Origin of the sequence: Streptomyces sp. NBC_00873, assembly GCF_045207415.1 — a bacterium.
Classification (GTDB): domain Bacteria; phylum Actinomycetota; class Actinomycetes; order Streptomycetales; family Streptomycetaceae; genus Streptomyces.
In genome coordinates, this window is sequence record NZ_CP108803.1 from 2,904,554 (window position 1) to 2,918,354 (window position 13,801).

Below are 13,801 nucleotides of genomic sequence, written 5' to 3' on the forward strand. Positions count from 1 at the left end.
GCCGTCGGTCAGAGTGCGTCCGGGCCGCGTTCGCCGGTGCGGACCCGTACGGCTGTCTCGACGGGAACGCTCCAGACCTTGCCGTCTCCGATCTTGCCGGTTCGGGCGGCCTTGACCACGACATCGATGAGGTGTTCGGCGTCCTCGTCCTCGACGAGGACCTCGATACGGATCTTGGGGACGAGGTCGACGGTGTACTCGGCGCCCCGGTAGACCTCGGTGTGGCCGCGCTGGCGCCCGTATCCGCTGGCCTCCGTGACCGTGAGGCCCTGGATGCCGAAGGCCTGGAGGGCCTCCTTGATCTCGTCGAGCCGGTGCGGCTTCACGACTGCCGTGATGAGCTTCATGCGTCCACCTTCTTGGTCTGCGCTGCTGCCGTGGTCTCCGGTGCCGGTGTGGAGGCCGTACGCGGGGCCGCACCGCCGCCGGCGCCGCTGAAGTCGTACGCGGTCTCGGCGTGTTCGACCTGGTCGATGCCGGAGATCTCGTCGTCCTCGTCGACCCGCATGCCGATCGTCTTGTCGAGGAGGAAGGCGAGGACCGCGGAGACGACCAGAGAGTACGCGAGGACCGCGAAGACTCCGACGGCCTGCTTGCCGAGCTGGTCGAAGCCACCGCCGTAGAAGAGGCCCTTGGCGTCGGACTGGACACCGCCGGTGGCGAAGAAGCCGACGAGGAGCGAGCCCGCGACACCGCCGACGAGGTGGACGCCGACGACGTCCAAGGAGTCGTCGTAGCCGAACTTGTACTTGAGGCCGACCGCCATGGCGCAGAGGACACCGGCGATCGCACCGACGGCGATGGCGCCGAGCGGGCTGACCGCACCGCCGGACGGGGTGATGGCGACGAGTCCGGCGACCGCGCCGGAGGCGGCGCCGAGGGTGGTGAAGGAGCCGTGGCGGATCTTCTCGTAGCCGAGCCACGCGAGCATCGCGGCGGCGGTGGCGACCTGCGTGTTGACGAACATGACCGCGCCGACGCCGTCGTCGTTGCCGAGCCACGAGCCGGCGTTGAAGCCGAACCAGCCGAACCACAGCAGACCCGCGCCGAGCATGACGAGCGGCAGGCTGTGCGGCCGCATCGGGTCCTTCTTGAAGCCGACGCGCTTGCCGATGACGAGGATCACGCCGAGGGCTGCCGCACCGGCGTTGATGTGGACGGCCGTACCACCGGCGAAGTCGATGACGCCGAGCTCGTAGAGCCAGCCGCCGGCGCCCCAGACCCAGTGCGCGACCGGGAAGTAGACGACGGTCACCCACAGGGCGATGAACAGGGACCAGGAGGTGAACTTGACGCGGTCGGCGAGAGCGCCACTGATCAGGGCCGGAGTGATGATGGCGAACATCAGCTGGAAGACGGCGAACACATAGATCGGGATGCTGTGGCCGTCCCAGAGCTGTGTGATGCCGATCCCGCTCAGGCCGGCGAAGTCCGAGCTCCAGCCGATGAACGAGCCGATGTCGGTGCCGAAGGCGAGGCTGAATCCGTAGAGCACCCACAGGATCGTGACGATCCCGAGGCTGATGAAGCTCATCATCAGCATGTTGAGGGTGCTCTTGACGCGGACCATGCCTCCGTAGAAGAAGGCCAGGGCCGGGGTCATGATCATCACCAGGGCCGAGCAGATGAGCATGAATCCTGTGTTGGCGGCAGACAGCGTCGGGGCGTCTGCGGCAAGCGTCGTGATGCCTGGGGGCATCGGCGTCTCCTCGTCGTCGGTGCGGCCGCGTGGGGCGAAACGTGGGGACCACGGTGGAAAAGGTGCGGGCCGGTTATGCGCCATGAGATTCGCCCAGCGCGGTTTCCGCCGATGCCGCACGGTGTTTCGCCGCAGTGACGAAGAGGTGTGGCGTGTTACGTCCCCATGAACCGCGAGTGGCGTATCCGGGGCCGGGCCTACCCTGCGGCCGTGGCCGCATACGGTGTGGTGACAACTCTGGAGTACGGGAACGGGAACGCGAACCGGCCACGCCGATCACCCGCTGACCTGGCAAGGGGGAGCCGAAGTCGGTCTGTGCAGGGTGGTCGTCGTGGCCGGAGTGAGGGGGTGCCCGGTCAGGCCGCTTCGGCGGTCTCGGGCAGCTGCTCGGTGAGGAGATCGGTGAGTTCGGCAACCGCGGGAATCTCGCCGAAGTCCCTGGCAGCGGTGTCGACGGTCTTGCGCAGCCGGGTGCTGACGCGCTCGGAGCGGACCTTCTTGGCGACCCGCAGGGCCCGCTCGGCGAGCACCGTGGACTGTTCGGGCTCGCGCTTGAGGAGATGCACGGTGGCGAGGCCGATCAGGTTCAGCGCGTACGACCGCTGGTGCTCGTCGTCCTCACCGAAGAGCTCGACGGCCTTCTCCATGATCGGCTCGGCGAGCGAGGCGTACGTGGGGCTGCGTCCGGCCACATAGGCGAGGTCACGGTACGAGTGGGAGTTCTCGCCGTTGAGTTCGGCCTCGGAGAAGAAGCGGATCCAGTCGGGCTCCGGCTCGCCGTCGATCCTGGCGTCGAGGAAGGTGTCCTCGGCCATTCGGACGGCTCGCTTGCACTTGCTGGGCTGGCCCATGTTGGCATACGCGCGGGCCTCCATCGCATACAGCATGGCCTGGGTGCGCGGGGTGGCGCAGTCCCGGCTGCCGTACTGGGCGAGATGGATGAGTTCGAGGGCGTCGTCGGGCCGTCCGAGGTGGATCATCTGGCGGCTCATGCTGGACAGGACATAACTGCCCAGCGGTTTGTCGCCCGCCTCCTTCGCGGCGTGCAGCGCGAGGACGAAGTACTTCTGGGCCGTGGGCTGGAGACCGACGTCGTAACTCATCCAGCCCGCCAGTTCGGCGAGTTCGGCCGCACACCGGAAGAGCCGCTTGGCGGTGGCCGCGGGCTGTGGTTCCTGCAACAGGTCGGTCACCTCGTGAAGCTGGCCCACGACGGCCTTGCGTCGCAGTCCGCCGCCGCACTGCGCGTCCCACCGGCGGAACATCACTGTGGTGGATTCCAGCAGGTCGAGCTCGGGGCCTGAGAGCCGGGAGGGGCGCCGGGCGGCGGACTGCGACTCGGGCGCCGCGGGTGCCGCGGCGGCGACCGGCACCAGCCAGCGCTGCATGGGTTCGATGAGGGCCGGGCCCGCGGCGAGGACGAGCGAGGTGCCGAGGAAGCCGCGGCGGGCGAGCATCAGGTCACTGCGGGAGAACTCGCTGAGCAGGGCGACGGTCTGCGGGCCCGCCCAGGGCAGGTCGACGCCGGACACCGACGGTGACTGATGGGCGGAGCGCAGCCCGATGTCCTCGACGGTGACGACGGTGCCGAAGCGCTCGGAGAAGAGCTCGGAGAGGATGCGCGGGATCGGTTCGCGCGGCTGCTCGCCGTCGAGCCAGCGCCGCACCCGGGAGGTGTCGGTGCTGATGTGGTGGGCACCCATCTGGCGCGCCCTGCGGTTCACCTGCCGCGCCAGCTCGCCCTTCGACCAGCCACTGCGCACGAACCATGATCCCAATTGCCCGTTGGGGCGCTTACCGGCATTCGAATCGCCTGCGCCGCTGCCACTCACTGGAACGCCCCCATCCTGCTGGATACTGTCGCGCGAACCACTATCAGAATGCCGTGAGCCGAAGCCGTCCGTACGGAGGTTGCACACCCATCGAACAAGAAATCGGGATGCCTCCGGCATACCCACAGGCGCACACACTTCCACGGTTCGCGTACCGACGGTAATCCCACGATCACCGCGCCTGCGACGGCATTCACAGAAACGCCACCATTCGCCACCCCTTCGAATGAACGCGCCTGCCGTCCGGCGCGATTCACTTGACAGACGACGATCAGCAGCCGACGCAGTGATGCGCGCAGGGGCGCGTGGCTCGTGTCGCACGACTCCGGGCACCATCCGGGCGCTGCCGGATCGACGAGGCGACGGAGTGTCACAACCGTATTCCGCGTCGTAACCACCGGCGAGCCGGACCCGTTGGAGGGGGCATGGGCTTCACGATCGGCGGCATCCGGGAGATGCGATCCGGCTCACGGCGTCGAGGCCGTGCGGCCGAGTGCACCGCGGTGGCCGAGTACACAGGACTGTGGGGCTGGGCCGTCGCGCCGGGGGCGCGGGCCTCGGCCGGGAGGTGCTCCTGCGGGGACGCCGCCTGCCTCTCCCCCGGCGCTCATCCGCTGGAGTTCGCGGACGAGGTGCCGGCGGGCGCCACGCTGGACACGGCGGCACGCGCATGGGCGGAGGTGCCAGGCGCTTCGATGCTGCTGCCGGTGGGGCGCACGTTCGACGTGCTCGACGTCGCCGAACAGGCCGGGCGGCGGGCGCTGGTGCGGCTGGAGCGGATGGGGCTGCCGCTGGGCCCGGTGGCCGTGACGCCGTCCGGGAGGACGCAGTTCTTCGTTGCGCCGGGCGCCACCGCCGAACTTCCGCAGCTGCTGTACCGGATGGGCTGGGACGACGCGGATCTGGATCTGCGGGCGCTGGGGCACGGCTGCCACATCACCGCACCGCCGTCGGACGAGGGCGGTCTCGGGCCGGTCCGCTGGCTACGTCCGCCGGTCCTGGACACGACGGCCACGCCGCCGCAGGCGCGGCTGCTGCTGGGCACCCTGGCGTACATCTGCCATCGCTCGTAGTGCCCCTCCCGACAAGCTTCGCCCCGTCGCACCGCCCAGCACGCCCGCTCGCCGCGTCGGCCAAAAGCCCTGGCAGCTCCTGGCGGGAACGACGACGCCGGGCGGGCTCGCTGTCGAGCCCGCCCGGCGTTCGGGGGCGGAGGAGCCGCAATCGGCCCGTCAGTCGCCGATCAGTGCGTCGACGAACGCCTCCGGCTCGAAGGGAGCCAGGTCGTCCGGTCCCTCGCCGAGACCCACGAGCTTCACCGGTACGCCCAGTTCGCGCTGGACGGCGATGACGATGCCGCCCTTGGCGGTGCCGTCCAACTTGGTGAGGACGATGCCGGTGATGTCGACGACCTCGGCGAACACCCGTGCCTGAACCAGGCCGTTCTGTCCGGTCGTGGCGTCGAGGACAAGCAGGATCTCGTCGAGCGGGCCGTGCTTCTCGACGACGCGTTTGACCTTGCCGAGCTCGTCCATGAGCCCGGTCTTGGTGTGCAGCCGGCCGGCGGTGTCGATGAGGACGACATCGGCCCCCTCGGCGATGCCTTCCTTCACCGCCTCGAAGGCGACCGACGCCGGGTCGCCGCCCTCGGGTCCGCGCACGGTGCGGGCGCCGACACGCTCGCCCCACGTCTGGAGCTGTTCGGTGGCGGCGGCGCGGAAGGTGTCGGCCGCGCCGAGCACGACGCTGCGGCCGTCGGCGACGAGGACCCGGGCCAGCTTGCCCGTGGTGGTGGTCTTGCCGGTGCCGTTGACGCCGACGACCATCACGACGCCGGGCGTGTCGACGCCGCTCTCCGTCTTGACCGCACGGTCGAAGTCGGTGCCGAGCAGGGTGAGGAGCTCCTCGCGCAGCAGGGTCCGCAGCCCCTCGGGGGTACGGGTACCGAGGACACGGACGCGCTCGCGGAGCCGCTCCACCAGCTCCTGGGTGGGGGCGACGCCGACATCCGCGGTGAGGAGGGTGTCCTCGATCTCCTCCCAGGTGTCCTCGTCGAGGTTGTCGCGGGACAGGAGCGTGAGCAGTCCCTTGCCGAGGGTGCTCTGCGAGCGGGCGAGCCGGGCGCGCAGCCGTACGAGACGGCCCGCGGTGGGCTCCGGAATCTCCAGCGCGGGGACTGCGGGCGCCGCCGGCTCGGCGACTGCCGGGGCTTCCTCGGCGGGAGCCTCGACGCCGGGGGGACCGGCCTCCTCGATGGTGCGGCGCGGTTCCTCGCGCGGTGGCTCGGCTTCCTCGCCGACATGGGGTTCGGCGGGAGTGAGGGTCGGCGTGCTCGACGGTGCCGGGGGCAGCTGCTTCTTCTTGCGGCCGCTGACCACGAGCCCGCTGATCAGGCCGGCCACGACCAGGGCGGCGATGACTACAGCAAGGATGACGAATTCCATAACCCACCCAGTATCAGTCACATGCCCACCGGGTGGCGGCCCCGGAGGACCACTCCGGGATCCGGCAGGTCGTTATGGCCCTTTTGGCGGTAAGGATACGATCCTGCTCGTGGAGACCCGCGGCCTGGAACCTGTCCCCGACAGCGAGCGCACCGGCCGGGTCCGCACCCTCCTCCGCCTGGCTCGGCGTAGGCGCGCTGCGGCTGTGCTGCACCTGGTCGGCGTACCTCGTCTGCGGATTCAGCCGGCGGTCGGCGTGAATGCCGCGATCAGTCTCCTTCTGGGGGGGGGGCTGCTGATGATCGTGGCGACGAGTTTCCTGGATTCGTTCATCTCCTTTCCGGCCTTGCTCGCCGTGACGTTCTCGGCGTGGATCGGCGTATTCGGAGTGGATCAGGTGCGGGGACGTACGTACGATGCGGCGGCGCTGCTGGACACCTGCCCCGCAGACGCCTACTGGTACACGGGCGGCTTCGCCGTGCCCACTGTCGCGGCGTGGGGTGCGGGGCTGACGGCGGGGCTGCTGTTCACGGGCGTGACATGGTTCTCCGGCCCGCTCGCCGCCATCTGGATCGGCCGCAACGGTCCGGGCTGGGCCGCCACGATCGCCCCCTCCGGGGGGGCTGTACGCACTGCTGCCGCGGCCCACCGGGCAGGACGACACACCCCTACACTTCTGACGCCATGTCAGCTACTGTCCCGCCTCGCCAAGCCCGCCCGGCGAAGGGGACACGCGTCATGGCCTTCACAGTGGTCCGGTTCAATCTCGTCGATCCCGATGCCACCCCCGCGTCCTTGTCGGACCGATACCGTGCGGCGCTCGAGATGGCCGCGTACGCAGACGCGCACGGCGTGGACACCGTGCAGACCGAGGAGCACCACGGCGCCGCCAATTCCTGGCTGCCCTCTCCCTTCGTCTTCGCCGGGTCGGTATTCGGCGCCACCCGCCGGATCGCGGTCACGGTCTCGGCGGTCATCGGGCCGTTGCACGATCCGCTGCGGCTGGCAGAGGACATCGCGGTCCTCGACCTGCTGAGCGCGGGCCGGCTGGTCACGGTCGCGGGCATCGGCTACCGGCCCGAGGAGTGCGAACAGGCGGGCGTCGAATGGGGCAGGCGCGGCCGGCTCCAGGACGAGCTGCTGGAGGCCCTGTTGCAGGCGTGGACCGGTGAGCCGTTCCCGTACCGCGGCCGTATCGTCCGGGTCACCCCGCGCCCGTACACCCGGCCGCATCCGCTGCTGCTGGTCGGTGGCAGTTCGCGGGCGGCGGCGCGGCGGGCGGCCCGGCTGGGGCTGCCGTTCTTCCCCAGCGCTCATCTGCCGGAACTCGAGGCGTACTACCACGAGCGGCGCGCGGAGCACGGGACGGAGGGCTTCTGCATGATGCCGGCGGCGAAGACGCCGTTGCTGCACGTGTCGGAGGATCCGGAGCGGACATGGGACCGGTACGGCGAGCACTTCCTGCACGAGGCGCGGACCTACGCCTCCTGGCAGTCGAAGGACATCCGGTCAGCCGTGCGCTCGGCGGCCACGACGGTGGCGGAGCTGCGGGACGAAGGGGTCTACCGGATCGTCACCCCGGAGCAGCTGGCCGCGCTGGACGCCGACAGTCTGGTGCTGCATCCGTTGTGCGGCGGAATGCCGGTCGGGGAGGGGTTCACAACTGCTGGGCAAGCACATCGTTTTGGCGAACGTGGATACGATTGGGTGAACGGTGTGACGAGCTGCGGGTATGCCCGGCGGGGTGTGCGTAACGTATTCGGTGCGATCTGGGACGCCGGGTGTGGCGTCAGCAGTCGGGGCCCCCGTATCACCAGCGAGATGGTTCGGGGCCTCCCCGTCGCCTCTGGCCACACCCACATGGCCAGGTCGTAGGAATTCCGCCCGCCCGGGACGGAGCGCATACGGGATATGCGTCGCCGACCGGGACGCGAAAGCGGAGGACCAGTGCGCCCAAGACCGTTCGGGGCGTGCCGGTGAGACAGGACTCACTCCTGCTCACCGCCCAGGAACGGTGGCGCAGCCTGCGGCTGTTCTGCGGGGCGATCGCCGGCTGACGTACGCAGGGACGGACGCGCGTCCCCGGCCCGCGGGCCGGGGACGCGTCGAGGAGAGGGGCAGCGGGGATTAGCCCATCTCCTCCAACGCCTTGCCCTTGGTCTCCTTCACGAACTTGAGCACGAAGGGGATCGAGAGCACGGCGAAGCATGCGTAGATGATGTAGGTGCCCGACAGGTTCCAGTCGGCCAGGCTCGGGAAGCTCGCGGTGATCGCCCAGTTGGCGATCCACTGGGCGGACGCGGCGACACCGAGCGCGGCGGCGCGGATCTTGTTCGGGAACATCTCGCCGAGGAAGACCCAGACCACCACACCCCATGAGAGGGCGAAGAAGAGCACGAAGACGTGGGCCGCGATGAGGGCGACAACGCCCTGGGTGGTGGGGAGTTTGCCGTTGACCAGCTCGGCGGAGAAGGCCCAGGCCTCACAGGCCAGTGCGATCGCCATGCCGGTGGAACCGGCGAGCGCGAGCGGTTTGCGGCCCACTCGGTCGACCAGGACCATCGCGATCACCGTACCGATGATGTTGACGATCGATGTGGTGAACGACCAGAAGAACGAGGTGGTCGGGTCGATACCGACGGACTGCCACAGCGTCGCCGAGTAGTAGAACGCCACGTTGATGCCGACGAGTTGCTGGAACACCGAGAGACCGATTCCGACCCAGACGATCGGCAGGAAGCCGAAGCGGCTGCCGAGCAGGTCCTTGAAGGTGGACTTGTGCTCGCGGTGCATGGCTGTTTGGATCTCGGCCACGCGGGCGTCGAGGTCGACTTCCTTGCCCTCGACCTCGGAGAGGATCTTCTTGGCCCGCTCGTTCTTGCCGACGGAGATCAGGTAGCGCGGCGACTCGGGGATCGCGAACGACAGCAGGCCGTAGAGGAGCGCCGGAACGACCATGACGCCGAGCATCCACTGCCAGGCCTCGAGGCCGCCGATCGTTCCGCGCTGCTTGCCGTCGGCGAGCTGCAGAATGCCGAAGTTCACCAGCTGCGAGATGGCGATGCCGATGACGATCGCGGCCTGCTGGAAGGAGCCGAGCCGGCCACGGTAGGCGGCCGGCGAGACCTCGGCGATATAGGCCGGGCCGATGACCGAGGCCATGCCGATGGCGAAGCCGCCGATGATCCGCCAGAAGGCCAGGTCCCAGAGGGCGAACGGGAGCGCGGAGCCGATCGCGCTGATGGTGAAGAGTACCGAGGCGATCCGCATGCAGCGGATGCGGCCGATCCGGTCGGCGATACGGCCCGCTGTGGCGGCGCCGATGGCGCAGCCGATCAGGGCGATGGCGATCACCTGGGCCAGCGTTCCGGAGCCGATGGCGTAGCGGTCCCGGATCGCCTCGACGGCGCCGTTGATCACGGCGCTGTCGTAGCCGAAGAGGAAACCGCCCATCGCAGCGGCTGCCGTAATGAAGATGACGTGGCCGAGGTGTTCCGGATGGGCCGCGCGGGCTCCGGATCCCGGTGTCTGCGATGTGCTGGTCACATGAACTCCTGTTGCCTGGCCGCGTCGTCAGGCGTGGGGGGAACTCCTCCAAGTGGCGCATACCTCCACAGGCGCCACCACTTGAAGTTAAAAACGACGCTTCAGAGATTATGTGTTCAAGTTTCGAAGTCAAACGTCGAATACGAGCCGACATCTACCCAGGACCACCCAAAAGGTGCGTTGAAGGCTTGAAGATTTAGTAAAGCCTCAGCGGAGCCGCTGGCTGATGACCTTGGAGACCCCGTCACCCTGCATCGAGACGCCGTACAGCGCGTCCGCGACCTCCATCGTCCGCTTCTGATGCGTGATCACGATGAGCTGCGAGCTCTCCTGGAGCTCCTCCATGATCCGGATCAGCCGCTGCAGATTGGTGTCGTCGAGCGCCGCCTCGACCTCGTCCATCACATAGAACGGACTCGGCCGGGCCTTGAAGATCGAGACCAGCAACGCCACAGCTGTCAGAGACCTCTCGCCGCCCGAGAGCAGGGAGAGCCGCTTGACCTTCTTGCCCGGCGGGCGCGCCTCGACATCGACCCCGGTCGCCAGCATGTTGTCCGGATCGGTCAGGATGAGCCGCCCCTCACCGCCCGGGAAGAGCCGTGAGAAGACGCCCTCGAACTCACGGGCCGTGTCCCGGTACGCCTCCGTGAACACCTGCTCGACCCGCTCGTCGACCTCCTTGATGACCTGCATCAGATCGGCCCGGGTCTTCTTCAGGTCTTCGAGCTGCTCGGAGAGGAACTTGTGCCGCTCCTCCAGTGCCGAGAACTCCTCAAGGGCGAGCGGATTCACCTTCCCGAGTTGCTGATACGCCCGTTCGGCGGATTTCAGCCGCTTCTCCTGCTCCGCCCTGACGAACGGCTTCGGCTGGTTGCGCGGGTGCTCCGGGTCCTCCGGCAGCTCCTCACCCTCCGCGGCCGGCAACGGAGGCACCAGCTGGTCGGGGCCGTATTCGGCGGCCAGCCCGGCCGGCTCCACGCCCAGCTCCTCAAGGGCCTTCGCCTCCAGCTGCTCTATCCGCAGCCGCTTCTCGGCGCCGAGCACCTCACCACGGTGGACGGAGTCGGTCAGCTTGTCCAGCTCGCCCTTGAGCTCACGTCCGTGGCCACGCTCGACGATCAGTTCCTGCTCGCGCTCCGCCTTCGCCGCCTCGGCGGCGGCCCGCTCCTGCCCGGCCCGTTCGACGGACACCTCGACATGGGCGAGGAGCTGACGGGCACCGGAGGCGACGGCCGAGGCCACCGCGGCCTCGTGGCGCAGCCGGGCGCGACGCCGCTCGGCACGGGCACGGGCCTCGCGTTCGGCGCGGGCACCGCGGTCGAGGGAGTCCGCACGCCCGGCGAGTCCCTTGACCCGTTCCTCGTGGGTACGGACCTGGAGTCGGGCCTCCATCTCGGTCTGGCGGGCATTGGCACCGTCGGCGGCGAGCCGGTCGCGCACGGAGTTGTCCGGCTCCTCCTCGACCGGCATCTCCTCTGCGACGAGCAGCCGTTCGGCCAGTTCCTCGGCCTCCTCGGTCGCCCGCTCCAGGGCGTCCTGGGCGCGGGCGGCGGAGGCGGCCGACCGCTCGGCCTCGCCCACGGCTCCGCGGGCCTGCCCGGCGAGCCGGCCGAGCTGCTGGGCCACCCCTGACTTCTCCCGCTCGGCGGCCCTGCGCCGCTCCCCCAGCTCCTCGCCGAGCGCGGCGCAGGCACTGCGTCGCTCCCCCGCGAGCCGCTGGGCCTCGGCCAGCTCGGTGCACCGGACGGCGAGGTCCGCCAGTTCGGCGGCGGCCTCGTCGACGGAGGCCTGCACTTCGAGCAGGCTGGGCGCCCCGGCGGAACCGCCGTGCGCGAAGTGCGCCCCGAGGACGTCTCCTTCACCGGTCACGGCGGTCAGCTCGGGGTGCGCGTCAACCAGATCCTCGGCGTCCTCCAGGGTGGGGACGACGACCATGCCACCCACGAGCCGGCGCACGGCAGGCATCAGCTCAGCGGGTCCGCGGACAAGATCGGCGACTGCGGGCGGGGCGTCCGGGGCAGCGGCGCGGAGCACGTGACCGAGTGCCTCGGGGCGGCCGGCAAAGCCGTGGGGCGGGTCGTCGGGCGCGGAAGAGCGGGCCGGACCCGGCGCGGGTACGTGGCCGGCGTGGTGGCCGGGCGCGTGCGCCGCACCGGTGTGGGCCGCCCGGTCCTGCCCGGCAGCCTGTCCTGCTACGTGCCCCGCACCGGACTCGGCGGTCCGGCCCGGGACGTCCCCGGCCGCGGCGGGCGCCCAACCCTGCCCGGGTGCCTGCTGCGTCGCGGCCCCGCCCTGGACGGGCACCTGCCCCATATCAGCCTCCGGCCCCGCACCCGCATCCGCGCTCGCACCCCCCAACAGCAACGCCGCCCGCCCCGCGTCCTGCTTGCGCAGCAGCCGGATGGCGTTCGCTGCCGTAGCCGGGTCCGTCACCGCCACCGCGTCCGCCGCCGCGCCCAGTGCCGCCGCGACCGCAACCTCGTGGCCCGGAGCCACCGTCAGCAGTTCCGCGGCCGGGCCGAGCAGGCCCGACAGGCTGTCGCGCGAGGCGAGCAGCGCGCCCGTGCCGTCCTTGCGGCGCAGGCCCAGGGCCAGGGCGTCGTGCCGGGCCGCGACCGCCGCCCGCTTCCGTTCCGAGCCGGTGGCGGCCTCCCGGGCCGCGGAGAGGGCCGACTCCGCCTCGACGAGCTCCCGCTTGGCGGCGTCGTGGCGCTCACCCAGCTCCGCGTCACCCGCGTCCAGCCCCTCCACCTCGGCCTTGAGCTGCTCGTACTCCTCCTGCGCCCTGACCGCCCGCTCCTGCGCCTCGTCACGCGAGGCGGCCAGCCGGTCGATCTCCGCCTGCGCCGAACCGGCCCGGCTGCGCGCCGCGTTGACCTGCCCGGTCAGCCGGGCGAGCCCTTCGCGCCGGTCGGCGATGGCGCGGGCCGCGCCCTTGAGCCTGCGCTCCTCGGCCGCCAACTCCCGCTCCAGCTCGGCCCGGTGGGCAGCGGTGTCCTCCAGCGCGTGTTCCGCCGCCGCCAGCGCGGCCTCCAGCTCCGCCTCCTGCTCCCGGATCCGGGCGGCCTCGCGCTCCATGCTTTCCGGGTCCCTGAATCCCGTACCGCGCCGCTCCTCCTCGGGCGCGGCGGTGGCGCTCTTCACCCGGGCGTCAGCCAACGAGATCGTGCCGCGTACGCGCTCGGCGAGCTGCGACAGCTCGTACCAGGTCTGCTGGGCCCGCGCGAGGCGCGGCGTCAGCCGTCGTACCTCGTCCTCAAGCTCCGCCTCACGCGTCAGGGCCGCCTTCAGCTCCGCCTCCGCCGCCTCCCGACGCTGCTTCAGCGCCGCTTCGTCGGCGATCTCGCTGCGCAGCGCGTCGTGCAGCCGCACCAGGTCGTCGGCGAGCAGCCGCAGCCTCGCGTCGCGCAGATCGGCCTGGATGACGGCGGCCCGCCGGGCGACGGCCGCCTGCCGGCCCAACGGCTTCAACTGCCGCCGCAGTTCGTCCGTGAGGTCCTGGACACGGGCCAGATTGGCTCCCATCGCGTCCAGCTTCCGCAGCGCCTTCTCTTTCCGCTTGCGGTGCTTGAGCACTCCAGCGGCTTCTTCGATGAATGCGCGGCGCCCCATCGGATCGGCATGGAGTACGGAGTCCAGCTGGCCCTGTCCGACGATGACGTGCATCTCCCGGCCGATACCGGAGTCGGAGAGAAGTTCCTGGATGTCGAGGAGCCGGCAGGTGTCGCCATTGATCTGGTATTCGCTGCCGCCGTTGCGGAACATGATCCGCGTGATCGTCACTTCGGCGTACTCGATAGGCAGCGCACCGTCGGAATTGTCAATGGTCAGCGACACCTCGGCGCGTCCGAGCGGCGGCCGCCCGGTGGTGCCGGCGAAGATCACGTCCTCCATCTTGCCGCCGCGCAGGGATTTGGCTCCTTGCTCACCCATGACCCAGGAGAGCGCATCCACCACATTGGATTTGCCGGAACCGTTGGGACCGACGACGCAGGTGATCCCCGGTTCGAACCGCAGGGTCGTGGCGGAGGCGAACGACTTGAAACCACGCAGGGTCAGGGCCTTGAGATGCACGCCGCCGGACTCTACCTTTCGCTCTCGGTTTCGCTGATGAAGGTGCAGGGCACATCAGACCGTAAGGGAAGAGGTGTACGTCCGGGGCGGGTCTGTCGCAGTCGGGGAAAAGAAAGAAGGGACGCCGAAGCGCCCCTTGCAAATCTTGCGCAGTGCTGCGTGACGGATCAAAGAACGCGGCGGATCAAGAAGGCGACAGATCACAG

Annotated in this window: 8 protein-coding genes and 1 pseudogene; 3 read left to right on the forward strand and 6 right to left on the reverse strand. The window is 69.9% G+C overall.

The window, feature by feature from the left end; all coding sequences use genetic code 11:
* Positions 1 to 8 precede the first annotated feature (8 nt).
* From OH809_RS12960 to OH809_RS12970, 3 genes are all read right to left on the reverse strand, one after another.
* Entirely contained in the window at positions 9 to 347 is a 339-nt protein-coding gene (locus tag OH809_RS12960) for a P-II family nitrogen regulator (protein ID WP_406422247.1), read from the reverse strand.
* Complete coding sequence (locus OH809_RS12965; protein ID WP_406422246.1) at positions 344 to 1,699, reverse strand: ammonium transporter; 1,356 nt, start codon at positions 1,697 to 1,699, stop codon at positions 344 to 346. Before OH809_RS12965 ends, OH809_RS12960 begins: the two co-directional genes overlap by 4 nt.
* Before the next feature lie 356 nt (positions 1,700 to 2,055).
* Positions 2,056 to 3,531 carry a hypothetical protein gene (locus OH809_RS12970; protein ID WP_406515107.1) on the reverse strand — a complete coding sequence of 492 codons (1,476 nt, stop codon included), beginning with the start codon at positions 3,529 to 3,531 and terminating at the stop codon, positions 2,056 to 2,058.
* A gap of 425 nt (positions 3,532 to 3,956) precedes the next feature.
* Between OH809_RS12970 and OH809_RS12975 the strand changes: the two genes are divergently transcribed.
* Entirely contained in the window at positions 3,957 to 4,604 is a 648-nt protein-coding gene (locus OH809_RS12975) for a bifunctional DNA primase/polymerase (protein WP_406422244.1), read from the forward strand.
* A gap of 159 nt (positions 4,605 to 4,763) precedes the next feature.
* On the opposite strand, the gene ftsY is transcribed toward OH809_RS12975, so the two are convergent.
* On the reverse strand, positions 4,764 to 5,975 hold the full coding sequence (gene ftsY / locus OH809_RS12980) for a signal recognition particle-docking protein FtsY (protein ID WP_406422243.1): 1,212 nt from the start codon (positions 5,973 to 5,975) through the stop codon (positions 4,764 to 4,766).
* Between the two features lie 247 nt (positions 5,976 to 6,222).
* On the opposite strand from ftsY, the pseudogene OH809_RS12985 reads away from it, so the two are divergent.
* Positions 6,223 to 6,655: pseudogene (locus tag OH809_RS12985) on the forward strand (cytosine permease); the annotation flags it as partial.
* A gap of 58 nt (positions 6,656 to 6,713) precedes the next feature.
* Positions 6,714 to 7,850, forward strand: coding sequence for an LLM class flavin-dependent oxidoreductase (locus tag OH809_RS12990; RefSeq protein ID WP_406422242.1), 1,137 nt, complete (start codon positions 6,714 to 6,716; stop codon positions 7,848 to 7,850).
* Positions 7,851 to 8,102: 252 nt separating this feature from the next.
* On the opposite strand, the gene OH809_RS12995 is transcribed toward OH809_RS12990, so the two are convergent.
* Both OH809_RS12995 and OH809_RS13000 read right to left on the reverse strand, forming a co-directional pair.
* On the reverse strand, positions 8,103 to 9,521 hold the full coding sequence (locus OH809_RS12995) for a sugar porter family MFS transporter (RefSeq protein WP_406422241.1): 1,419 nt from the start codon (positions 9,519 to 9,521) through the stop codon (positions 8,103 to 8,105).
* A 207-nt stretch (positions 9,522 to 9,728) separates the two neighbouring features.
* On the reverse strand, positions 9,729 to 13,595 hold the full coding sequence (locus OH809_RS13000) for an AAA family ATPase (protein WP_406515108.1): 3,867 nt from the start codon (positions 13,593 to 13,595) through the stop codon (positions 9,729 to 9,731).
* Positions 13,596 to 13,801: the final 206 nt, after the last annotated feature.